Here is a 24,590-nt window from a genome sequence, read left to right on the forward strand (position 1 = left end):
AACGGCAGCCTTCGCCGCCTCCCACAACGTCTAGTAAGCAGCCGGTCCTTCGGCACCCAGCGCGGCGATGACGGAAGGGCGCTTTTCCATCCGGCGCATATAGGCCTGGATGGCGCCGTATCCCGAGATGTCGACCTTCACGCGCACGGGCCAGCGCAGTACGTTGTAGAGGTAGCCGTCCACCGCCGAGAAGCGATCGCCAAGCACGTAGTCGTTCGAGGCGAGGTGGTCGTTCACGTATGCGAAACGCGCGGCGAGGTTGCCGTCGGCGAAGCGAACCTTCGATTCGCCGTCGATCAGGCCCGAAAACATGACAGCCATGCCTTTGTGCAGATCGGTGGCGATGTAATTCAGCCACTCAAGTGCATGGTAGCGCTCCATGCTGCCTGGGGATGGCAGGAGCCTGGCGCCAGGGTAAGCGTCAGCGATCCACTGCAGGATGACCGCGCCTTCCGTGACGATCGCCCCGCTTTCAAGTTTCAGCGAGGGAATGAATCCCTTCGGGTTTACTTCAAGGTAATCACCCTCGGCGGTGCGCTTGGTCGCGAAATCCACCTTGACGAGTTCAAACTCCGCACCGACTTCGCGCAGCGAAATCTGTGCGGCAAGGCCACAAGAGCCAGGGGAGAAGTAGAGTTTCATGGGGAGAGCTTTCCTATTTCGTGAGTGAGAGAAAATCGCTGGCGTTATGCCGTTCGCGAAGCGTCGTACCTGGCTCACCGTTCAGGCGATTGACGACGCGGCCACGTTTCACGGCCGGACGGGCGGCGATGGCGTGGTGCCAGCGAAGGAGGTGGGTGTACTCCTCGACGGCGAGGAACTCCGCCGTGCCGTACACCCCGTAGAGACTGGCCGGGTACCAGGGCCAGACCGCCATGTCGGCGATCGTGTATTCGTCGCCCGCAAGGAACTCGTGGGTGGCGAGATGCGTGTCCAGCACATGCAGCTGGCGTTTCGTTTCCATGGCGTAGCGATCGATCGCGTACTCGATCTTCACCGGCGCGTACCTGAAGAAATGGCCCAAGCCGCCACCGACGAATGGCGCGGCACCCATTTGCCACATCAGCCAGTTGAACGTCTCGGTGCGCTTCCTGTGTTCCGTGGGAAGGAACGCGCCGAATCGCTCGGCGAGGTAGACGAGGATCGAGCCGCTCTCGAAAACGTGCGTCTCCGGGTCGGTCGTGCGGTCGACTAACGCGGGGATTTTCGCGTTCGGGTTGATGCCGACGAACCCGCTGCCGAACTGATCGCCTTCAAAGATGTTGATGAGCCACGCGTCGTATTCCGCGGAAGCGTGGCCGGCTTCGAGAAGCTCCTCAAGAAGTATCGTCACCTTCTGGCCGTTTGGCGTGCCCTGCGAGTACAGCTGCAGGGGATGCTTACCGACGGGTAGCTGGGCATCGAATCGTGCGCCCGAGACGGGGCGATTGATGCTCCCGAACTGGCCGCCGAGATTTTCCTTTGGCGTCCATACCTTCGTTGGCACATAGCCAGCGGGCAGGCTCTCAATGGGATCGTCTTTCATCACAGGCTCCTTGGGTCGGATTACGGGCTGTCAGGGACAACAAACTGCGGCCAACCACGCATGTGGTCGATAAAGCGCTCACTCAGGCCACCGCGGCGCAGGTAGTCGGCGGTGATCGGGAGCTTTGGGCTGTCGTACAGGGGGTTCTCACGTACCTGCATAGGGAAGTCGCGCTGCAAAATCCCGGCACGGCCAATGAGGACGAAGTCAACACCTTCATCCAGGAGCTGGGCTGCGCGCTGCGCGCCCATGATCTTTCCGGCAGTGCCGACCCGCACCCGCTTGCGCGGGATGCTCGTGAATACGCTGAGCATCGACCTGCCCCGATACACACCTTCGCGTACCAGCTGGGCTGAATCCCATAGCGCCAGGTCCAGGTAATCGATCAGTTCCCGGTCAAGGATGCACGCCGTAATTTCCCGGAGTTGCTCAAGCTGGTGGCCATAGCGCTCCACGGAAAGGCGCCACCCGATCTGGAAGTCCGGGCCGGTCGCCTTGCGGATGCCCTCGATGACCTCAATGGTGAGGCGCGCCCGGTTTTCTACACTTCCGCCGTACCTGTCGTTGCGATCGTTCATCAGCGGCGACATGAATTCGGACAGGATCCACCCGAATGCGCCGTGCAAGGCGACGCCATCGAAGCCCGACAATTCCGCACGTTTTGCCGCGGCAATGAAGTTATCCCGGATGCGTTCAACCTGCCGGGTCGTCAGGGCCCGCGTGTTGTCGATCGTCCTGCTGGATGCGGGGGCGGGAACGCCCCCGATCTCTGGCCGTGCGCGGTGACCCGCGTGATGAAGCTGCACGGCAGAAAGGGCGCCGCCGGCGCGGATCGATGCAGCCATCTTACGCAAGCCTGGCATGAGGTCATCGTTATGCGCGCCCAGTTGCCTTGCATAAGCGATGCCGCCGGCTTCCACGGTCGCCGCGCCGGTCTGGATCAGGCCATAGCACCCATCGGATACCTGCCGGATCCAATCCTGGTCGTCGATCGACGGTGCACCATCCAGATCGCTCTGTTGGTTCGTCAGGGGCGCGAGCATGAAGCGGTTCCGCATGGCGGGGCCATGCATGAACGCCAGGGGTTGGAACAGATCAGAGACGTTCATGGCGTCGGCCTTCGGTTTCTGTTGCGTGCCAGCCACCACCCAGGGCGCGGACGAGGTCCACGGTGGCGCGTACGCGCGCGCCTTCGGCCTGGAGACGCGACTGGCGGTTTCTCAGGAGGGTGCGCTCCGCATCGACGACGACGAGATAATCCGCGTCGCCTTCGTCGAACCGAGTCTGTGCGGTCGCTGCGACGCGGGCCGAGGCATCTTCAGCATCGCGCTCATTTACGAGGCGCGTATCCAGCGTGCGTGTCGACGCCAGTGCGTCCTCCACCTCGCGAAAGGCCTGGAGCACGACATGGCGATAGGCGCCGACACTCTCCTCGTAATCTGCGCGGGCACGCGCCACGTCCGCTTTCCGCCTGCCGCCATCAAAAATTGGAAGGTTCAATGCCGTTCCGACCAGCGGCCCGAGCAGGAATGTCCGTTGGGACCAGTTCGTCAGGTTGCCAAGGCTGTTCGATTCATAGCCGAGCGAACCGGTTAGCGACAGGGAAGGGAAGTACGCGGCGCGCGCGACGCCGATCCGGGCGTTGTCCGCGGCCATGGCGCGCTCCGCCGCGGCCACGTCGGGGCGGCGCTCCAGCAGCGTGGAGGGGAGGCCCTCGGTGACGCGCACCGATACGTTTTGCAGCGGTGTGACGTCCAGCGTGAAAGCGGCGGGTGTCTGGCCCAGCAATACGGCCAGCGCATGGTGGGTCAGGGCATAGTCCTGCTCCACGGTTGCCCGCTCCGCTCGCGCAGCCGATAGTTCCGCCTGCGCCTGGTCGACCACGACGGCAGCGACGGCGCCGAGGTCGCGCTTGCGCTGAAGCAGTGCAACGCCTTCCTCCCTGATCTTTACGGTATCTGCCAGGATGCGGCGTTCGCCTTCGATCTGACGCAGGGTGAAATAGGTGCTCGCTACATCGGCCTGGACGATGAGCAGCATCTGGTGCGAGAGCGCTTGCTGTTGTGCCGATGTGGCACGCGCGGCAGCCACATCGGACGAGACCCGGCCAAACACATCCGCCTCATAGGCAAACGTGGCCTGGGCACGCCAAAGGGTCTGGGTGTCCGCGGCCGAGCCATCGCCACGGAACGCCGCCGCACCGCTCGTGCGTTGGCGGCTCGGGCCGAATCCCGCGTCGAGGCTCGGGTAGCGGGCCGATTCCGCCCGCGATGCCAGCGCCCTGGATTGCTTGATCCGAGCCATGGCGATAGGTACGTCCGGGTTGGCAACCAGCGCCTGCTCCTCAAGTTGCACTAGCACCGGGTCGCCGAACGTGGTCCACCACGGGGAAGGCTTTTGCTCATCCGCCGGCTGGGCCGGCACCCATTGGCCAAGTTCTTCACCAGGCGCCGCTGCCAAAGCGCGTTGCGCGTCCGCTTCGCGGTACTCCGCCGGCACATTGATATCCGGCCGATGTTCGATCGGCGTGAGGGTGCATCCGGCCAGCACAAGCACGAGAACGGCTGCGATGGCAGTGCGTGCCAGGGATGGAATGGTGGTCAGGGCTTTCATACGTTGTCTCCCGAACGGCTGGGCGCCACGTGGTGCGGCACAAGGGCAGGGGCATCGTGGTGCGCGGCAGAGTGCAGCGGCCGGTTGCCACTGAGGGCACGGGCCAGGACATAGAACAGCGGGGTCAGGAACAGGCCGAACAGCGTGACGCCAAGCATCCCGAAGAACACCGAGATACCCATCGCCTGGCGCATCTCGGCGCCGGAACCCGTGGAGAGCACCAGTGGGATTACGCCCATGATGAAAGCCATGGAGGTCATCAGGATCGGCCGAAGGCGCAACCGGGCCGCCTCGATGACGGCCTTCATCGTGGGCATGCCTGCCATTTCGAGCTCGCGGGCGAACTCGACGATCAGGATCGCGTTCTTGGTCGCTAGTCCGATCAGGACGATCAGGCCGATCTGGGTGAAGATGTTGTTGTCGCCGTGTGTCAACCACACGCCCAACAGCGCGGAGAAGACGCTCATGGGCACGATGAGGATGATGGCCAGCGGCAGCGTGACGCTCTCGTACTGGGCGGCAAGCACAAAGAACACCAGTAGCACGCTGAGCGGAAGGATCCACACCGCGCTGTTGCCGGCGATGATCTGCTGGTACGTAAGATCGGTCCACTCGTACGAAATGCCCGGCGGCAGTGTCTCGGCCGCGATGCGTTTGATCGCTGCCATGGCCTGGTCGGACGAGTAGCCAGGTGCCGGGCTGCCGCCGACGTCGGCTGACGTGAACCCGTTGTAGCGCTGGACCTGATCGGGGCCATAGGTCTGCGAAACCCGTGCGACCGACGCCAGCGGGATCATCTGGCCGCTTTCGCTGCGCACGTGTAGCTGGCCGATGTCATCCGGCCGCGAGCGGAACTTGCCATCGGCCTGCATGCGGACCTGGTACACGCGCCCCAGGAAGTTGAAGTCGTTGACGTAGTAGGAGCCAAGGAACGACTGCAGCGTGCTGAAGATCGCAGGTGTATCCACGCCCAGCTGCTGTGCTTTCGCGCGGTCGACATCGACCTTCAGCTGGGGCACGTTGACCGTATAGGTGGAGAACAGCGGGCCAAGCTCCGGGGCCTCCGAGGCCTTCTTCATGAAGGCCTGGGTGGCCTTGTAGAGTTCCTCGTAGCCCAGGTCGGCACGGTCCTCGATCTGCAGCTTGAAGCCGCCGGTGGTGCCAAGACCAAACACGGGGGGCGCCGGGAAGACACCGACGAATGCGTTGCCGATGCCGCTGTACTCTCGCGTCAGGTCCGCCGCCACCTGGTTGGCACTAATGCCCTTGCGCTCGGCGAACGGTTTCAGGTTGATAAAGGTGAGCGCGGTGCTTGGACTCTTCGTCACGCCGTTGATCGACAGGCCGCTGTAGCTCGAGGTGCCCATGACGCCGGGGTGCTTTAGCGCGATCTCATTCATCTTCTTCATCGTCGCTTCCGTGCGATCAAGCGTTGAGCCCTCCGGGAGCTGGGCGAGCGTGACGAGGTACTCCTTGTCCTGCGCGGGGACGAAGCCGCCAGGCACGTGGCCGGTCAGCCACCAGGTGGCCGCCAGCAAGCCGGCGTAGACCACGAGCATCACGCCCTTGTGCTTCACGACGCGGCCGACACCGCCGCCATAACCCTCGGACGCGCGGTCGAACGTGCGGTTGAAGAGGCCGAAGAAGCGCCCGAAGATTCGGTGCATCACACGGGTCAAGGCGTCGGGCTTGTCGCCGTGGGCCTTCAGGAGCATGGCGGACAGCGCCGGCGAAAGCGTGAGCGAATTGACTGCCGAGATAATGGTCGAGATGGCGATAGTGACGGCGAACTGCTTGTAGAACTCACCGGTCAGGCCACTGAGGAACGCGAGCGGAAGGAACACCGCCGACAGGGTCAGCGCGATGGCGATGATGGGGCCACTGACTTCGCGCATCGCATGGTAAGTCGCCTCGCGCGGTGAGTGACCGCACGCGATGTTGCGCTCGACGTTCTCGACCACGACGATTGCATCGTCGACGACAATGCCGATGGCTACGACCAGGCCGAACAGCGAGAGCGTGTTGATGGAGTAGCCTGCAACGAGCAGGAACGTAAAGGTGCCTACGATAGAGACCGGCACTGCCAGCAGCGGGATGATCGAAGCACGCCATGTCTGCAGGAACAGGAAGACCACCAGCACCACAAGGGCGACCGATTCAAGCAACGTGTGGATCACCGCATCGATCCCTGCCTGCACGGCGCGGCTGGGTTCGTACACAACCCGGTACTCGAGGTCCCTGGGGAATTCCTTCTTCAGCTCCTCCATGATCTCGTGTACCTGGCGCGAGATCTCCAGCGAATTCGCGCCTGGCGCTTCCTGCACCGCGAGTGCGATGGCAGGGTTATTACTCAGGGTGGCCCGCATCCCGTAGTCTTCGGCACCGAGCTCCACGCGCGCCACGTCGCCAAGCCGCGTGATCGCGCCACGTGCATCGGATTTGATGACGATGCCCTTAAATTCGTCAGGCGTCTTGAGGCGGCCGTCGGCGTTGACCGTGAGCTGGAACGCCGTGTCCGGGGACGTCGGCGAGCTACCGATCGTACCGACCGCCGCCTGGATGTTCTGCCGCCGGATGGCGTCGGCCACGTCGCCGGCACTCAGGCCGCGCTCCGCCATCGCGGCAGGGTCGAGCCAGACGCGCATCGCGTAGCCGCCCGGACCCCACAGCACGACATCGCCCACACCGGCGATACGCGCCAGGCGGTCCTTTACGTGCAAAAGGGCGTAGTTGCTGATGTAGTTGTTGTCGTAGGAGCCCTTGGGCGACACCATGTGCACCGCGATCGTAATGATCGGTGAGCTCTTCACCGCCGTCACGCCGAGGCGCTGGACATCCTCCGGCAGCCGGGGCAGGGCTTGCGAGACGCGCGTTTGCACGAACTGTTGTGCGCGTGCCGGGTCGGTGCCGAGCTTGAAGGTCACCGTCAGGAACAGGTGCCCATCGCCGCTGGCCTTCGAGTCCATGTAAAGCATGTCCTCGACGCCGTTGACGGATTGCTCAAGAGGGGCGGCGACCGTTTCCGCGATCGTCTTGGCATTCGCGCCAGGGTACTGAGCGTGCACCACCACGGATGGTGGGATCACCTGTGGGTACTCCGACACTGGCATCTGCATGGCGGCAACGATGCCGGATAGCAGGATCATGGCGGACAGCACGCACGCGAAGATCGCTCGATCGATGAAGAACTTCGAGATGTTCATGGCAGCTTACCTGCGTCGGCGGCGGTCGCCTTCACGGTGGTGCCCGGAGGTGCCTTGAACGCACCATCCACGACGATGCGCGCGCCGGCTTCGACGCCACTGCGCAAGACACGGTCCCGGCCTTGCAGCACGCCGAGTTCGACGACATGGCGTTCGATGATGTTCTTCGCGTTAACGACGAGAACGAACTTGCGATCCTGGTCCGTGCCAACGACGGCGTCGTCCACAACCACGGCGTTGTACGGGTTGCCGCCCTGCAGGCGTACGCGTGCCTGCAGGCCCGGCAGCATTTCCGGTGCGACGGCATCGATGCGCGCGCGGACGCGCACGGTACCCGAGCGCGTGTCCATCTGGTTATCGATCGCCTGCACGGTAGCCGTGTACGGATACGCGTCATCGCTGGCCAGCCCGACCTTAACGGTGGGGAGCGCCCCTGCCCGAAGGGACGGTGCGATCAGGCGGAGGTAGCTCTGCTCGTCGACATTGAACGCGGCGTAGAGCGCTCCATCGGAAACGATGCGCGTGAGCGGCGCGGCATCACCGCCGGCCACGACGACGTTGCCGGTCGTGATCTCGGCCCGCGAGATGCGGCCCGCGATCGGCGCGCGCACCTGGGAGTACTCCAGTTGGAGGCGGGCCTGCACCAGGGCCGCCTGTGCGCCCTTGAGTGACGCGGCGGCCTCGCGCGAGCTGTTGTCCAGTACATCGAATTCCTTCCGCGAGATCGCGTTGGCTTCGACCAGCTTCTGGCCGCGGGCCAGTTCGCTCCCGGCGAGCCGGCGGCGCTCCTCGGCGACCGCAAGGTTGGCTTGCGCCTGGTTGACCTGGGCCTGGTAGGGCGCGGGGTCGATGGTAAAGAGCAGGTCGCCGGCGGCCACGTGCTGCCCGTCGATGAAGTGCACGGAAAGCAGGGTGCCGGGTACCCGGGGGCGGACGTCGACGACATCGACTGCCTCGAGGCGGCCGGTGTAGTCCTGATAATCCGAAATGGCGCGCGCTTCGGCAGTGCGGAAGGTGACCGCGGGCGGCGCCGCTGGTGTCGTGTCCTGGGCTTGGGGCCCACTGTTCCAGTACGCGCTGCCCGCCGCCACGAGGGCAACGGCGGCCGCGAGCGCGGTGATGCGGGGTTTCGTTAGGCGGTTCATGACGGTGACCACGGAGGGAAGTGGCCGTCAGTCTGTGATCGCCGTGGCCCATCATCTAGACAAGAAAATGGGTAATATATTTGCCTGAAATAGAATTATCCTTGGCCTGCGGCGCGCAAATTCGCCAGTCTCGGCATGATTAACGCCGGCCGTGGCAACAAAATCAGAAGGGTTGAGACGCCATGGACCGCATCCAGTCGATGCAGATTTACACCCGTGTAGTCGAGATGCAGAGCTTCAGCCGCGCGGCTGAAAGCCTTTCATTGCCTCCGTCGCGCGTCACCCGCGTGGTGAAAGAGCTGGAAGCCTTCCTCGGCGTTCGCCTTCTTCAGCGAACCACGCGGCACATCAGCCTCACGCCTGACGGCCTGCTCTACTTTGATGAGTGCAAGCGCCTCCTGGCGGATATCGAAGCCGTGGAGGCGAGTTTCCCTGGGAGTGCCGGGAAACCGCGTGGCCGGCTACGCGTCGACATGACGCTATCCCTTCTGCGTCTTGTCGTGCTGCCGCGAGTCAAAGAGTTCCTTGATTGTTTCCCCGAGGTGCGCCTGACACTCTCGGCGAGCGATCGCACGGTAGAGCTTGTCCAGGAAGGCATCGATTGCGTCATTCGGGCCGGCACACCCGAAGATTCACCCACGCTGGTCGCGCGGCGCATCGGCGGGTTCGAGTGGATTACCTGCGCATCGCCGGAATACATCGAGCGGCATGGCGCGCCGCAAACGCTCGAAGACTTGCCTGACCATATGGCTGTCGGTTACCTCTCGTACCGAACGGCTCGCTCGCTCGAATGGCACTACGTGGTGGATGGCGAAACACGGAGTATCACCATGCCGGAGCATCTCGTTGTCAACGACACGGATGCCTACGTCACGGCCGCCATTGAAGGTTTAGGCATCATCCGCGCGGGTAGTTACATGGTTCTGGAAGCCTTTAAGAGCGGGAAATTGCAGCGCGTGCTTGCGAACTATTCGGCGCCCTTTGCGCCGCTTTCGGTGATCTACCCGCGCAACCGCCACCTGTCGCCGACGGTGCGCGCGTTCGTCGATTGGGTGGCGAACGTGGTGCGCGATGCGGAACCGGTGTGGCGTTTCGGCACGGACAGCCATGACGCCACATTGCTCGGCGCGCCCCGACCGGCGCCATCGGCGCCTTAAGTCCCAGCCGCACGGCAAAGCCAGCTTTGTGGGAGCGCGCTGGGATTGCGCGTTTATCCCCTCTTCGGGGCGATTCACGGTTCGGCAAGCACCCATCGCGAGCAAGCTCGCTCCCACGATGGCGCGCCGCATGGGTGTTCACGACAGCGCGCGGCGTAGTAGCACGGCGATGGCAGCTACCGGCACGGCGATCAGTACCCATGCCACGATCTGCCACGCGGGGCCGGCAAGCAGCGCGAGTAGCAGGCCGGTCAGGAGGCAGGTAGCCGTGGTGACAGGCAGGGCTATCAAACCGCGTGGGCGCCGACTCACGAGATCACCTCGGCCGAAGACGGGACGCGCGTGCGGCGCCGCCCGATCCACAGGTAAACGCCCGTGAGCAGCACGAGGATCGCGCCGATGTCGAACACGAGCCACAGCAGCTTGAGTGGCAGCCCGCCGTAGTCGCCGAAGTGCAGCGGACGCGAGACCTCCAGCGCCGTGAGGTAGCCGGGGAGCTTCGCGCCATCGAGCACGGCGCCGGACGTGGCATCCACGAGCACTGGTACCAGCAACTCGCGGGTGAGCGGCTTATCGCCGTGCAGCCAGACGAGGTAATGGTGCGGGTGATGCCGCACTTCACTGGGGAACAGGATGCTGGCGACGGTCTCGTCCGGATGCCGCTTGAGCGCCTCATCGACGGCGTATTGCACGGGCACGAGCGCACCGCCCGCTCGCGCACCGCCGGTCGCGGCGAGCATGTGCGCCACGTCCGTGGCCTGCCACACGGCGAACAACGGCTTTTCCAGCGTGTTGATCACGCCGGTAAGGCCGACCACACCCAGCCACGCCAGCAACACGATGCCGACGACATTGTGCAGATCGAGCCAGCGCAGCCGGGGATTCCCGCGCAGGCGTAGCGTTCCCGCACCGGCACGCGGCGTGAACGGCCCATACAGCACGACGCCCGAAACGAGCGCGGCGATAAACAGCAGCCCCATCACGCCGAGCAGCAACGTGCCAGGTAAGCCGACGGTGAGGCTGCCGTGGATCGACAGCATCACGTCCATGAACGAGATCTTCTGCGCGCCACCCGCGCGCTGGTCCTTGATCACGGCACCACTGTGGCGGTCGAACTTCACCCAGTGGAATCCGCCGTCGACATGATCGATCAGGCCGATCGTCGCCATGCCCGGATCGTCGTCGGGCAGCGCGATGAAGTTGGTCGCGTCACCGGGATAACGGGCTCGGGCGGAAGCGAGCAGCGTATCGAGTGGCAGCACGGGAGTGCCCGCCGCTACTTCGGCCGAATGCGGCTCACCCAGCGCATCGCCGATCTCATCCTGGAAAATCAGCGGCAAGCCGGTCAGGCACAGCACCAGCAGGAACAGCGTGCACACGAGGCTCGACCACGTGTGCACGAACCGCCACCGCCGGATGGCGGTGGCGGACAGCGCACGGTATGGCCGGGTCACAGCGATTTGCGGATGGTGAGCATCGTGTAGCGCGGGTCGCCGTAGATGCCGAAGTACGACGCGGGCACGCGGGCGAAGTACTTGCGGTCGAACACGTTGTTCACCGTCAGCGTCAGCAGCCAGTCGCGGTCGAACTGGTAGCCGACCTGGCCATCGAATACGGCGTAGCCCTTCTGCGTGATGGTCCCGCGCGTGGTGCTGCTGAGGACGCGCGCGCCGCCACCGACGCGGAAGCCGTGCGGGTTATCGCCTTCGAAGCGATACACGCTCCACAGCTTGAAGGTCTTCTTCGGTTCTTCCGAATCGAACACCTGGCCCTGGCTGCTCGCATCCTTGATGTAGCGGGTGAGCAGGTAGGTGTAGCCGGCCTGCAGGTCCCAGCCCGCGGCGAGGCGCCCGCTCACTTCCGTTTCCCAGCCCTGGCTTTCGGCCTTGCCGGCGGCGATGAAGTAGTTCGGGTGATCGGGATCATCGTAGGCACGGTTCTGGTCGCGCAGGCGGAAGGCCGCGAACGAGGCGGTGAGGCGGCCTTCGAGGAACTCCGCCTTCAGGCCGGTCTCGTACTGCCTGCCGGTGCGCGGCTTGAGCGGCGTACCGCTGAAGGTGAGGTTGTTCTGCGGCACGAAGACCGTGGTGTAACTGGCGTATGCCGAGAGCCAGCGGTTGATGTCGTACACGACGCCCACATACGGCGAGGCCTTGTGGTCGACATCCGGCGCGTCGGTCCATTCGCCCAGCGGAACCGGCGAGCCCGCGCGGCTCTTGCTGCGATAGTTGGTGAACTGGCTGCCCAGCAGCACGCTCCAGTTTTCCGCGGGGTGGATGCGCGTCGCGGCGTAGAGGCCGTACTGCGTGGTTTCGGTCAGGCTGCGGCTATCGAACGGGATCTCGGGGTAGGCGATGCCACCGAGGTCCATGACATCCGCGCCACCCGGCACATCGAAGCCGCCGCTCCAGCTATCGGCGGTCTGCCGTGCATAGTTGAAGCCGACGATAAGCTGCTGGGTGCGACCGAACAGCTCGTACGGCCCGGAGATGTTGAGGTCGGCGCCAGTCCAGCTGCCGTCCGTGTACTGGCGCTGCAGCCAGTATTCCGCGTGGTTATCCGGCTCGACCAGGCCATCGATGTAGCCGTACTTCGAGGCATCGGTGGTCGTGCGGCGATCGATATTGAGCTTGCCGTGCCAGTCGTTGCCGAAGTCGTGGTCGAGTTCGGCGTAGTAGTCGTTGAGGTTCGGCTTGTCGTAGCTCCAGTCCGTGCCATAGAACTGCGAGCGCGGCGCGTTGAGCGCCTGGCCATGGGGCGGGATGCCGTAGACCGACTGGCCCCAGTCCAGGGGGCCATTGTGTTCGTGCTGGTAAGCCGTCGACAGTGTCAGCATCGTGTCCGGTGCCAGGTCGAACTCCACGACGCCGTAGAAGAACTGGTGGCGCGAATTGGCCTTGTCGTAGAAGTAATCGTGGTCCTGCGCGGAGATCACCGCGCGGCCGCGGATGGTGCCCGTGCTGTTGAGCGGCGTGCTGCCGTCGAGCGTGGCCTGGTAGGTGTTCCACGAGCCGGCCGATACGCTGCCGCCCCAGCCGGCCTGTTCCAGTGGGCGCTTGCGCACCAGGTTCACGGTGCCGCCCGGGCTGCCCTGGCCCTGCAGGATGCCGGCCGGGCCGCGGAAGATTTCGAGGCGGTCGTACATCGCCAGGTCGAACTGCGACTGGTACTGGAGACCGTTGTTCGCGGCGATGCCGTCGAACTGCACGTCGGGCTGGTAGCCACGCGACTGGAAATACGAGGTGCCCACGCCGTACGGCACGGCGGTGATGCCGGTGGTGCGGTTGAGCACGTCGTACACGCTGACCATGTTCTGGTCATCCATGCGCTGGCGGGTCACGACCGAGATGGAGCTGGGCATTTCGCGCGGGGAGAGCGCGAGCTTGCCGAAGGAAACCTCGTTGGCCGCGTAGCCCTCGGTCACCCCGTGCACGTTGACGCTTTCGAGGTCTTCGACGTTCTTGTCGGTGCTACGACGGCGCGGTGAGCGCGGACTGGCCGCTGCGGCTGCGGCTGGTGCGGCGGCGGGGGTGCGCGCGAAGCCGGTGCGGACAAGGCGCACCGAGCCATTGTCAGCCGCCTGTGCCTCGAGGCCCGAGTTGGCGAGCACGCGCTTGAGCGCATCGCCGGTCGCCAGCGGGCCATCCACAGCGGGTGCCTGAAGGCCGGTGGTCAGCGACGCGTCGTAAACCAGCACGGTGTCGCTCTGCTCGGCCAGCCGGTTCAGCGCCTGGGCGAGGGGGCCGGCGCTGATGTGGAAGTCATGGGTGGCCTGGAGTGACCCCGGCGCGGCGGCGAACGCCGTGACAGGAAGGAGCAGGCCGAGGGCGAGGCTCAGGCGGCGCAGGCGGAAGGCAGGAGCGACCGGCGAACCGGTGAAACGAGGGCGCATGGTGGGGTCCGATGAAGAAATGAGGATCAATCTCATTCCTATGACGGATGAGGAGGGCGAAAGAGGATGTCGCCGGGCAGATTAATTTCGCGCTGTTTGTGGGAGTGAGCTTGCGAACGATAGGTGGTCGCGAGCACCCATCGTTCGCAAGCTCACTCCCACAACGAAGGCGGTGGCTAGAGGAAGATCAGGCCCGGGGCTATGTGGGTCGCATGGAGCCCGAGGTTGGTTTCGATGGCGCGCAGGGCCGCCAGTGGGTCGTTGGTGCGGAAGACGCCGCTGACCCGGCGCTTTCCGGCGGCGTCATCGACCAGGACGATGCGGCCGGGGTAGTAGCGGTTGAGTTCGGCAACGACCTCCTTGAGCGGGCGGTCGACGAACATCAGGCGGCCGCGGGTCCAGGCCATGGCGGCATCGGCATCCACGGGCGTGACGTGCGGGGTCGCGTCGTCATCGGCCAGGGTCGCGCTTTCGCCTGCGCGGACGACGGCCTTGCCGCCTGCCGTAGCCACTTCCACTTCACCGCTGGCCACGACCACATCGGTTGCGTCGCCGTCGCGCCTGAGCTGGAACGTGGTTCCCACGTCGGTGACCACGACGCGGCCCGCACGCACGCGGAAGGGGCGCGGATCGTCGTGGCCAACCTCGAATGACACTGCGCCGGCGAGCACCTGCACATCCCGCCACTGCGGGTCGTCATGCAGGCTGATGGCACTCCCGGTATCCAGTTGCGCCGTGCCGCCGCCCGCCAGCGCAATGCGCTGGGTTTCACCAACGGCCGTGCGCGCATCGGCGCGCAGGGCGACGCTCGCGCGCGGGTATTGCCACGCGGCGACCACGACCACCAGCACCGCGCAGGCGGCAAGCAACGCCTTGTGCCGCCGCTTGCCTGGACCGCGCGCGGTCGATAGCGGAGTGGCCACAGCGTTCGCGGACTGCACCCCGCCGGCCAGCAGATCGAGTTCACGCCATGTCATGCGCGCGCGTTCGAGTGCGTCGCGGTGCGACGGATCCGCCGCCAGCCATGCATCCAGCGCGGCGCGCTCGACAGCCGTCAGGTCGCCGGCATCGATCCGGATGACCCAGCCGGCCGCCTGTTGGCGTGCGGCAGTGCTGTAAGTGGTGGATGGCGGCATGGCAGGTGCGGCGAGCCGGTGACGTGGAGCGCGCATTATGCGCCTGCCTCGTCGAGGCGTGCCTGGCAATGCGCCAGCGCTTTGCGCAGGTGCTTCTCCACCATGTTGCGGCTGATGCCCAGGCGGTCGGCGATGTCCTGCGGCTCGAGGTGCTCGAGCTTGCGCAGGCGGAACACCTCGCCGCAGCGCGGCGGCAGCTCGGCGACGGCATCGGCCAGGATGCGCAGGCGCTGGTGGCCCGCGATGTGGGCCTCGCTGTCCGGCGCGCCATCGGGCACGTCGGGCAACTCGCCGCTCTCGATATGGCGCTCGCGCACCTCGCGCTCGCGCAGCCAGTCCAGCGAAAGGTTGCCGGCCACGCGGTAAAGGAAGGCGAGCGGATTCTGGATGACGGTGCGCTCATCCAGCATGGCGACCTTGACGCAGGTCTCCTGGATGATGTCCGCGGCGGTCTCCGGGGAGCGCATGCGCCGCTCGACGAATCGGCGCAGCGGTTCGTAGTGGTGCTGCAGCACGCGCAGCAGCGGGGCAGGGCCCTGCACCGCCGGCACGTCTTCCTGCAAACCCGTACCCACCCCCACGCAGCCCGCCTTCGCCCCTCAATAGATAAGAATAATTATCATTTCAAGGCGAGGCGGGGCGCAAGGGCATCAGTGGTCGTGCTTGTTGTGGTCGTCGTGATGTGGCTGCTGCGGGGCCTGGTGCGGCTGCTCGTGGCGCTCCTGCGGCTGCGGACGGGGCGCCTCCTGGCGCTGCTGGGGCATCGGTCGCGGCATCTCGCGCGGCGCCTGGAAGTGCTGCTGCGGCTGGGGCTGCGGACGCGGGGCTTCGAAGTGCCGCTCGGGTTGGGGCTGCGGACGCGGGGCCTCGAAGTGACGTTCGGGCTGGGGCTGGGGACGGGATGCCTCGATGTGCCGGTCGGGTTGCGGCTGCGGCGCCTGGACGTGCTGTTCCGGCTGCGGGCGTGGCGTTTCCTGATGGGGTTGCGCCTGCGGCGGCTGGAAGCGCTGTGCGTTGTCATGCGACACCTGCGGCGCATGCTGAGCGAACTGCGGTTGTGCCTGAGGCTGCGCGCGCGGTGCCTGCGGTTCACCGCGCGGCTGTTGCGGGTTCGCACCCGGCACCTGCGGCATATGCGGTGTCGGATGCGGCGACTGGCCTTGCGGTGCCTGCTGGATCGCGGCTTGTCGCGCCTGCGGCGGCAGGTGATCGCCACCCCGGTCGTGGTCACCAAAGCGTCCCGCCTGCTGCCCCGGTTGACCCGGCTGCCCCGTCGTCCCCGGGAACGCGTGCCCGCCCTGGGCGACATTCGGCGTGTTCGGCCGCGGCGGCGGCAGGTCGGGGTGTGCGTTCGGCGCGGTGGCGTGCATCGCACCAGGGGTGAAGTTCGGGCGCTGCATGTGCGCGTAATCCGGCTGGGCCGGTCGCGGCTGCTGCGGCGCACCCGCGCCCTGCGGACCGAATCCGGGACGCGGCCCCTGGCCGGGAGGCGGCGGGCCGGGGCGGTTATAGGTGTTGCCGAAGTTATGCCGGTTATCGACGTGCACCGAGCGATCAACGTAGCGGTTGTTCACCACGGTGCGGTTCACGACATACGGATGGTTGTCGTAGACGACCGCCGGGCGGCCGCCATCGCGGTGGCCGCCCCACGAGGCGTGCCAGCTATCCCAGCCCCAGGGCCGGTCATGGTGTTCGTGGTGGGCGAACAGCTCGCCGACCACGATGCCGGCGCCGAAGCCGATGACCCCGGCGACCACCGCGTCGTGGTAATCCGGCCCGCGCTCGACGTAGCGCGTCTCGTACACACTCGAATACACCGGCTCGCCGTAGACCACATCCGGGTCATAGTCGGGCACGTACACGACGCCCGGATCGGCGGGCTCGATCTCGATGGTCTGCGCGGGCGGCCCGACGATTTCATCCTGCTCCACGACCGTGGTCTGCGATACCGGCTCGCCGCGGTCGACCACCTGCACCTTCTGCTGCGCCGTGCTCTTCAGGTTGCCCTTGGCCTGCGCGCGAGAACGCATGACCTGGATCGCATTCATCACATCGGAGGGTTCATTCGCATACGCCTGGCCAAGCGCATCGGTCCACTCGCCGTTGTTCGCCATCTGGTCGAGCACGGCGGGGAAGGCCACCAGCGACTTCACGCTCGGGTCCCAGGGCTGGCCGTCAGCCGCATCAAGAAGCGCCGCGCCATTGAGGTTGCGATTGGCCTGGACGAACTGGCGGGCATCGTCCACCTGGTCCGGATGGGTTGACGCGGCGAGCGTCTGCGCGACGAGGTTGTCGGGGAAGAGCGCGATGGGCGCGACCAGCGCATAGAGCTGGTCGGCGGTCGGCCTTTGATACGGCGCCGCCTGCACATCCGGTGCTGGCGCGCTGGCCGCGGCAGCCGGCGCATCGGCGGCCTGGGCAGGCGGTTCGCGATTGCACGCGGCGAGGGCCGTCACGATCGCGACCGAGAGCAGGGTCTTCAGGGAAACGTTGAGTAACGCTCGCGACATCGGGGATGCCTTTCCATGGGGTGTGAAGCCGAGCTTTGCGCCCGCTGGCTTACTGCGGCCTGTCTGCAACGGGGAGCGCCAAAACGCGTTTACCTGCGCGCAGGACTTCGTAAAAGCCTGCGGCTGGCGCGGTTGCTGTTGTGGGAGCGCGCTGGGATTGCGCGTTTATCCCCTCTTCGGGGGCGATGGGTGGTGCGGCCAGGTCCATCGCGCGCAAGCGCGCTCCCACAAATGGGCAGCGAAGCTCCGTTTTTACGTTGCGGTGCAGCAATGAGCCGCACGGCCGTCGCCGTCGGAAGGTCATGGGCGGGTGCAAGGAAAAAACTTCCCACTAACCGGGGAGTTACTCGCCACAGGCGCCACGCTGGACCCCTTGTGGATCGATCCAAATCCACTTGAGAAATTTCCGCACTGCACGAAACTGGCTTTTTCGACTTATCCAATGAAAACAGTTATATAGCTAGTAATGGTTCCCTTTAGATCGAGTTAAAAAAAGCGTTGACATCGTTGTCAGGGGCCCTAAAAATCCGCCGAGTAATACAGCTGCAACAGCGAACGCGTCGCGATCCGCGGCAGGGCGCAGGGCACTAAACAAAACACCGTAGGCCGAACGACTGACGAACACGGGCGCAAGCCCGTGCGGTGCTGTTCGTCCTGAAAAAGGGCTTCCCCACAGCCTGCACACCATCCCCCAGGAGCTTGATGTGAACCACCGTATCAGCGCGCTCTCCCTCGCCATCCTCACCGGCCTGTTCGCCACGGGCACCGTGATGGCGCAGGACGCGGCCACGGCGACCCCGCCGGCCAAGACCACCAAGAAGAATGACCAGGCCGATGCGGCCGCCAACCCGCAGGATGCGGCCAACCTGCAGGGCGTGACCGTCACCGGTATCCGCGCCTCGCTGCAGAAATCGCTCGACCTGAAGCGCAATTCGGACTCGATCGTCGATGCCATCTCGGCGGAAGACGTGGGCAAGTTCCCGGACACCAACGTCGCTGAATCGCTCTCGCACCTGCCGGGCCTCTCGGTCGACCGCAACTTCGGCGAAGGCGACAAGGTCAGCATCCTGGGCACCGACCCGGCGCTGAACCGCCTGATGCTCAACGGCCAGACCGTCGCCTCGACCAACTGGACCTCGGATCCGAACAACCCGGATAGCCGCTCGTTCAACTACAGCCTGCTGGCTTCGGAAATCATCGGTAACGCCCAGGTCTACAAGACCCCGCAGGCGAGCATCGATGAAGGCTCGATCGGTGGCACGGTCATCGTGAACACCCGCCGCCCGCTCGACCTGCCGGCGAACACGCTGACCGGTAGCGTCAGCTACGGCTACAACGACAACGCCGACAAGGGCAAGCCGAACGCTTCCGTGCTGTACAGCTGGAAGAACAAGGACAACACCTTCGGCGTCATCGGTTCGCTGATGCACTCCGACCGCATCATCGACCGCCAGGGCACCGAGATCTTCGGTTACCAGCGCGTCAACGATCCGACCGATACCAACCCGGATCACCAGTTCAACCCGGCCGTGGTGCCGCCGAACCAGCAGGGCGTGTACCCGACCGCGGTGAACACCGCGTGGTTCCAGCAGCGCCGTACGCGTGATGGCGTCTCCACCGGCCTGCAGTGGAAGCCGAACGAAGCGTTCGAGCTGAACTTCACCGGCCTGTACGTCACCGAGAAGTTCAACAACTTCAACCAGAGCCATTACGGCGAGTGGTCGGGTTCAGCCGCCAACGCCACGGCGCTGGGCTTCAACAACGGCGTCGCGACCAGCGGCAGCTACAACGCGAACACCAGCACCTACCTCGACGGCTACGAGCGCGACTCGACCGTCAACACCGGTGTCGCCCAGCTGCGCGCCGACTGGTTCGGTGATGGCTGGACCGCGTCGTCGCAGATCGGTTACACCGGTTCGACGGGTGGTTCGGATGGCATCTACAACATGCAGTTCCAGGGCTTCGGTGGTTTCAACTACAACCTCGATGGCCAGCACCCGCAGATCAACTACAACGCAGGCGACAACCCGTCGGCCATGCTTGCCCACGGCGCCGGCTACAGCTACGCGCCGAGCTACGACCGCGAGCGCTACTTCCAGGCTGACTTCGCGCACGACGTGCAGTGGGGCCCGCTGAACCAGATCGAAGTCGGCATCAAGGCGACCAACCACCTCGACGGCCAGGACGGCTACCAGGCCAGCCTGCCGACCCAGGACGGCAACGGCCTGTCGCTGGCGAACTTCGCCAACGGCGGCACGCCCAGCGGCTTCCTCAACGGCCTGAACGCCGCCGGCAACATGGGTGACTGGACGACGATCGATCCGGGCCTGATGAAGGCATACATCCAGAGCCTGAAGAACGGCCACGTCTCGCTGGACCCAAAGGCCACGTACAGCGTCGCCGAGCAGAACCGTGCGTTCTACATCCAGGGTGACTTCGCTGGCGACGACTACCGCGGCAACATCGGCGTGCGCTACTTCCGCACCCGTGACACGGTGGATGGCTACAACTTCGTCGGCAACAACCAGTACGCCGCGGTCGACAAGCGCAGCACGTACCATGACTGGCTGCCGTCGTTCAACATCGCCTACGACGCCACCGACAGCCTGACGCTGCGCTTCGCCGCCGCCAAGACCGTCGCCCGTCCGCGCTACCAGCAGATGACCCCGTACGTGGCGCTGGATGACCGTACCCTCACCGGTTCGCGTGGCAACACCGACCTGGGCCCGTACAAGTCGACCAACTACGACGCCTCCGCCGAGTGGTACTTCTCGGAGAACAGCGTGCTTGCCGCGGAAGCCTTCTTCCGTCGCATCTCGGGCTACATCCTCAACACGAACGTGGCCGAGACGCACTACAACCTGACCAACCAGCGTGATGACCTGTACCAGATGCAGGTGCCGATCAACGCCGGCGTGGCCAAGGTGAAGGGCATCGCGCTGAGCTACCAGCAGAACTTCGGTTACGGCTTCGGCATGCTGGCGAACTACACGTACTCCGACGCCGATACCAGCAACGACTTCCCGCTGCCGTACAACTCGAAGAACTCGTTCAACCTGTCGCCGTTCTACGAGCAGGGCCCGCTGAGCGCGCGCTTGACGTACAGCTGGCGTTCGTCGTACTTCACCTCCATCGCCCAGCTGCAGTCGCAGCAGATCACGGGCATCTTCCGCGAGCTGGATGCGTCGATCGGTTACCAGATCAACGACCACATGCGCGTATCACTGGATGGGACCAACCTGTTGAACGAGACCTACTTCGTCTACAACAACACCCCGGCCGAGCCGCTTAACGCCTACAAGAACGGCCGCACCTACACCGTGACCCTGGGCTTCAAGCTGTGATGCGCCGCGCGTCGCTGGCCCTGGGCCTCCTGCTCGCCGCGGGAGCGGCCAGTGCCGCGACGCCGGTGGAGAAGGATCTCTCCGCCGGCTGGCGGTTCCGCCTCGCCCCTGGCGCGGCGGGCAGCGACGCGCACCCCGATGTGAAGGACTGGCAGCCGGCCACCGTGCCGGGTGCCGTCCAGCTCGACCTGCTCAAGCTGGGACGGGTGCAAGACCCGTTCTGGCGCGACAACGAAGCCAGCCTGCAGTGGATCGGGCTGGCCGACTGGGATTACCACCTCGATTTCGACGTGGACGCCGCGATGCTCTCTCGGGGCCATGTCGAACTCGTTTTCGACGGCCTCGATACCTTCGCGGACGTCAGCCTCAACGGGAAGAAGGTGCTCAGCGCGGACAACATGTTCCGCCAGTGGCGCCTGCCCGCTAAGGGCGCCCTCAAGCAGGGCAAGAACACCCTGGAAGTCCGCTTCGCCTCGCCGGTGGGCAAGCTCCTGCCGTGGCTGATGAAGCAGCCGTACTCGCTGCCCGGCGAGTTCGATTCGGCGTTCGGCGATGAGCCGAAGGGCAAGCAGACCTCCAACTACGTGCGCAAATCCAACTACCAGTACGGCTGGGACTGGGGTCCGCGCTATCTCACCGCCGGCATCTGGCAGCCGGTACGTCTCGAAGCGTGGGACAACCTGCGCCTCGCCGATTTCCATGTGGCCCAGGACCATGTCGATGCCGACGCCGCGAACCTGCAGGCGCAGTTCGACGTGCGCGCCGACAAGGCCGGCCCGGCTGACCTGAAGGTCGAGTGGACCGCGCCGGATGGCACGAAGGGCCACGAAACGCGCACGGTCACCCTGGCGAAGGGCGAGAATCATGTCGCCGTGCCGGTGACGATCGCCCACCCGCAGCGCTGGTGGCCGGTCGGGTATGGCGACGCCAACCTCTACCATTTCCACGCCGATGTCGCGGCCAACGGTGCGCCGGTCGCATCGGCCGACAAGGACACCGGCCTGCGCAGCGTCGAGCTGCGCCGCGAGAAGGACCAGTGGGGCAGGGGCTTTGCCTTCGTCGTCAACGGCGTGCCCATTTTCGCCAAGGGCGCCAACCTGATCCCGTTCGACAGCTTCCCCACCCGTGTCACCACGGCGAAGATGGAAGCGATCCTGCAGTCCACCCGCGACGCCAACATGAACATGCTGCGCATGTGGGGCGGCGGTACGTACCAGCCGGATGCCTTCTACGCCGCGGCCGACCGCATGGGCATCATGGTCTGGCAGGATTTCATGTACGGCGGTGCGATCACCCCATACGACAAGGCCTTTAATGAGACCGCCCGCATCGAGGCGATCGAACAGGTCACCCGCCTGCGCGACCATCCCTCGATCGTGCTGTGGGCCGGCAACAATGAAGTGCAGACCGGCTGGGACGACTGGCCGGATCGCCAGGACTTCCGCAAGTTCGTCAACGCCGATGAAGTGAAGAAGATCGACGACGGCATGCGCGAGCTGTTCGGCAAGACGCTTCGCACCGTGGTGAAGGATCTCTCGCCGAACGTACCGTACTGGGCCAGCTCGCCCAGCACCGACTACGAAGGCCCCGCCAACGTCGAGAACGATGGCGACATGCATTACTGGAAGGTGTGGTCCGGCTCCGAGCCGATCGACCACTACCTGGACATCACCCCGCGCTTCCAGTCGGAGTACGGCCTGCAGTCGTTCCCGGTGATGGCCACGATCAAGGCCTTTGCCGAGCCCGGCGACATGCAGCCGGAATCGAAGGTCATGCGCGCGCACCAGAAGTTCGCCAACGGCGACGGTAACCAGCGCCTGCTGCTGTACATCCGCGCCGGCTACGGCGAGCCGAAGGACTTCCCCTCGTTCGTCTACCTGAGCCAGGTGATGCAGGCGGAAGGCATCGAGCTGGCCGCCGAACACCTGCGCAGCTCGCGCCCGCGCAGCATGGGTACGCTCTACTGGCAGCTCAACGATGTATGGCCGGGCGCGTCCTGGGCCAGCGTCGATTACTTCAACCGCTGGAAAGCCCTGCAGTTCCACGCGAAGCGCTTCTATGCGCCGGTGGACGTGGTGCCGATCCGTCGCGATGGGCACACCGAGGTCTTCGCGGTGTCCGATCGCGTGAAGGATTTCGATGCCACGCTGCGCACCCGTGTATATGCGATGGACGGCAAGCTGCTGCGTGAAACCAGCCAGCCGGTGAAGGCGGGCGCGCTGACCAGCACCTCCGTGCTCAAGGCCGATGATGCCGCCCTGCTGAAGGGTGCGGATCCGAAGAAGACGGTGGTCGCCTTCGACCTGCTGGAAGGTGGCAACGTCGTCGCCCATCACCCGCTTTACTTCGGCCTGGCCAAGGATCTTTCCCTGCCGGCCAGGCCCGAGCTCGCCACCAGCGTTCGCGAGACTGCCGATGGCGCGGTGATCACCGTCACCGCGAAGCGCCTCGCCCGTGCCGTGTGGATCGACACCGGCGACCTCGATGTGCGCCTCGCCGATAACGCGTTCGATCTGATGCCGGGCGAGAGCCGCGACGTGGTCGTGGCTGGTAAGGTGGATGTCGCTACGCTCCGTCATGCTGTGACGGCCATGTCGCTCGTCGACGCCCTGAAGGAGACCCACCCGTGAACCCGAGCCGCCGCAACCTTATCAAGTGGCTGTCCCTGGCACCTGGCATCGCGCTGGCCGGAGGCGTTAGCACCGCCGCGTTCGCGGCCAAACGCTTCGAGAGCAAGCGCCCGCCGGTAGGCAAGCGCAAGTTCACCAGCGAGGCGGTGGAAAAGCTGATCGTTTCGACGAAGAAGAAGATCGCCGATCCGGAACTGGCCTGGCTGTTCGAGAACTGCTTCCCGAACACGCTGGATACGACGGTGGAAGTCGGCAAGCTCGATGGCTACGAAGACACCTTCGTGCTGACGGGTGACATCGACGCCATGTGGCTGCGCGATTCGTCGGCCCAGGTGTGGCCGTACCTGCCGCTGGTGGCGAAGGACGAGGCGCTGCGCAAGCTGTTCCGCGGCCTGATCCGCCGCCAGACCCGCTGCATCACGATCGACCCGTACGCCAACGCCTTCATGCCGGACCCGAAGGCCAAGAGCAACATGGACTGGTCGCAGGCCGACCAGACCGACATGAAGCCCGGCGTGGCCGAGCGCAAGTGGGAAATCGATTCCCTGTGCTACCCGGTGCGCCTGGCGCACGGCTACTGGCAGGCCACGGGCGACCGCGAGCCGTTCGATGACAGCTGGCGCGCGGCGACGAAGCTGATCGTGAAGACCTTCCGCGAGCAGCAGCGCAAGGAGAACCTGGGCCCGTACCACTTCCAGCGTCCTGCCCTGAACCCGACCGATAGCCAGATCCTCCACGGCTTCGGCCCGCCGGCGAAGCCGGTCGGCATGATCGTGCAGGAGTTCCGCCCGTCGGACGACGCGACCACGCTGCCGTTCAACATCCCCGGCAACCTGTTCGCCGTCGTGACGCTGCGCCGCCTCGCTCAGATGCACGCCACGTTCTACGGTGACCAGGGCTTCGCCGCCGAGTGCAATGCATTCGCAGACGAGGTGGCCGCCGCGGTCGAGCAGTACGGCGTGATCCGCAACGGCCAGGACGAGTACTGGGCGTACGAAGTCGATGGTTACGGCAACCAGCTGTTCATGGACGACGCGAACGTCCCCAGCCTGCTCGCGCTGCCGTACCTCGAGACCGTCGGCTACGACAAGCGTTACGCCCGCACGCGCGAGCTGGTGTGGAGCGACAAGAACCCGTACTTCTTCAAGGGCACGGCGGGCGAGGGCATCGGTGGCCCGCATGAAGGCCTGCGCTACATCTGGCCCATGTCGATCATGATGAAGGCGTTCACCACCACGGACGTTGCGGAGCAGCGCGCCTGCCTTCACATGTTGAAGACGACCCACGGTGGCACGGGCTTCATGCATGAAGCATTCGACCAGGACGATCCGAAGAACTTCACCCGTTCGTGGTTCGCCTGGGCCAACACCTTGTTTGGCGAGCTGGTCGTCCACCTCGCGGACAAAAATCCTGATTCACTGCGTCGGGTCTAAGA

Annotated in this window: 16 protein-coding genes; 4 read left to right on the forward strand and 12 right to left on the reverse strand. The window is 65.2% G+C overall.

The features are described from left to right. Window positions 1–30: 30 nt before the first annotated feature. Genes gstA through ACZ6YI_RS07025 form a run of 6 tightly spaced genes read right to left on the reverse strand, consistent with a single transcriptional unit; the run spans window position 31 to window position 8,486 of the window. Window positions 31–642: a glutathione transferase GstA gene (gene gstA / locus ACZ6YI_RS07000; RefSeq protein WP_465778012.1), complete on the reverse strand. Its 612-nt coding sequence runs from the start codon at window positions 640–642 to the stop codon at window positions 31–33. A 13-nt stretch (window positions 643–655) separates the two neighbouring features. Next, entirely contained in the window at window positions 656–1,525 is an 870-nt protein-coding gene (gene yghU / locus ACZ6YI_RS07005; protein WP_465778013.1) for a glutathione-dependent disulfide-bond oxidoreductase, read from the reverse strand. A 20-nt stretch (window positions 1,526–1,545) separates the two neighbouring features. Next, complete coding sequence (locus ACZ6YI_RS07010) at window positions 1,546–2,634, reverse strand: NADH:flavin oxidoreductase (RefSeq protein WP_465778014.1); 1,089 nt, start codon at window positions 2,632–2,634, stop codon at window positions 1,546–1,548. Next, window positions 2,621–4,138, reverse strand: a complete 1,518-nt coding sequence (locus ACZ6YI_RS07015) for an efflux transporter outer membrane subunit (protein WP_465778015.1) — start codon at window positions 4,136–4,138, stop codon at window positions 2,621–2,623. Before ACZ6YI_RS07015 ends, ACZ6YI_RS07010 begins: the two co-directional genes overlap by 14 nt. After that, window positions 4,135–7,341: an efflux RND transporter permease subunit gene (locus ACZ6YI_RS07020; RefSeq protein ID WP_465778016.1), complete on the reverse strand. Its 3,207-nt coding sequence runs from the start codon at window positions 7,339–7,341 to the stop codon at window positions 4,135–4,137. The genes ACZ6YI_RS07015 and ACZ6YI_RS07020 overlap by 4 nt, the downstream gene beginning before the upstream one ends. Then, window positions 7,338–8,486, reverse strand: coding sequence for an efflux RND transporter periplasmic adaptor subunit (locus tag ACZ6YI_RS07025; protein ID WP_465778017.1), 1,149 nt, complete (start codon window positions 8,484–8,486; stop codon window positions 7,338–7,340). Before ACZ6YI_RS07025 ends, ACZ6YI_RS07020 begins: the two co-directional genes overlap by 4 nt. Before the next feature lie 182 nt (window positions 8,487–8,668). Between ACZ6YI_RS07025 and ACZ6YI_RS07030 the strand changes: the two genes are divergently transcribed. Further along, window positions 8,669–9,643, forward strand: a complete 975-nt coding sequence (locus tag ACZ6YI_RS07030; protein WP_465778018.1) for a LysR family transcriptional regulator — start codon at window positions 8,669–8,671, stop codon at window positions 9,641–9,643. A 138-nt stretch (window positions 9,644–9,781) separates the two neighbouring features. On the opposite strand, the gene ACZ6YI_RS07035 is transcribed toward ACZ6YI_RS07030, so the two are convergent. The 6 genes from ACZ6YI_RS07035 to ACZ6YI_RS07060 form a co-directional block, all read right to left on the reverse strand. Then, on the reverse strand, window positions 9,782–9,955 hold the full coding sequence (locus tag ACZ6YI_RS07035; protein ID WP_465778019.1) for a hypothetical protein: 174 nt from the start codon (window positions 9,953–9,955) through the stop codon (window positions 9,782–9,784). Beyond that, entirely contained in the window at window positions 9,952–11,097 is a 1,146-nt protein-coding gene (locus tag ACZ6YI_RS07040; RefSeq protein WP_465778020.1) for a PepSY-associated TM helix domain-containing protein, read from the reverse strand. The genes ACZ6YI_RS07035 and ACZ6YI_RS07040 overlap by 4 nt, the downstream gene beginning before the upstream one ends. Next, window positions 11,094–13,535 (reverse strand): TonB-dependent siderophore receptor, encoded by a 2,442-nt coding sequence (locus tag ACZ6YI_RS07045; RefSeq protein ID WP_465778021.1) that lies wholly within the window; start codon window positions 13,533–13,535, stop codon window positions 11,094–11,096. Before ACZ6YI_RS07045 ends, ACZ6YI_RS07040 begins: the two co-directional genes overlap by 4 nt. Window positions 13,536–13,711: 176 nt before the next feature. Next, a complete protein-coding gene (locus ACZ6YI_RS07050; protein ID WP_465778022.1) occupies window positions 13,712–14,707 on the reverse strand; it encodes a FecR family protein in 996 nt (331 codons plus the stop codon). Then, window positions 14,707–15,252 (reverse strand): RNA polymerase sigma factor, encoded by a 546-nt coding sequence (locus ACZ6YI_RS07055; protein ID WP_465778023.1) that lies wholly within the window; start codon window positions 15,250–15,252, stop codon window positions 14,707–14,709. Before ACZ6YI_RS07055 ends, ACZ6YI_RS07050 begins: the two co-directional genes overlap by 1 nt. Window positions 15,253–15,321: 69 nt before the next feature. After that, window positions 15,322–17,181 (reverse strand): DUF3300 domain-containing protein, encoded by a 1,860-nt coding sequence (locus ACZ6YI_RS07060; protein ID WP_465778024.1) that lies wholly within the window; start codon window positions 17,179–17,181, stop codon window positions 15,322–15,324. A 770-nt stretch (window positions 17,182–17,951) separates the two neighbouring features. Between ACZ6YI_RS07060 and ACZ6YI_RS07065 the strand changes: the two genes are divergently transcribed. The 3 genes from ACZ6YI_RS07065 to ACZ6YI_RS07075 are packed head-to-tail and all read left to right on the forward strand — an operon-like array spanning window position 17,952 to window position 24,588. Then, complete coding sequence (locus ACZ6YI_RS07065; protein WP_440327662.1) at window positions 17,952–20,525, forward strand: TonB-dependent receptor; 2,574 nt, start codon at window positions 17,952–17,954, stop codon at window positions 20,523–20,525. Beyond that, the gene (locus ACZ6YI_RS07070; protein ID WP_465778025.1) at window positions 20,525–23,155 is read left to right on the forward strand and encodes a beta-mannosidase; all 2,631 of its coding nucleotides are present in this window, start codon (window positions 20,525–20,527) and stop codon (window positions 23,153–23,155) included. The genes ACZ6YI_RS07065 and ACZ6YI_RS07070 overlap by 1 nt, the downstream gene beginning before the upstream one ends. Next, window positions 23,152–24,588, forward strand: coding sequence for a glycoside hydrolase family 125 protein (locus tag ACZ6YI_RS07075; RefSeq protein WP_465778026.1), 1,437 nt, complete (start codon window positions 23,152–23,154; stop codon window positions 24,586–24,588). Before ACZ6YI_RS07070 ends, ACZ6YI_RS07075 begins: the two co-directional genes overlap by 4 nt. Window positions 24,589–24,590 lie beyond the last annotated feature (2 nt).

This window comes from Luteibacter sp. NPDC104163 (assembly GCF_055584245.1).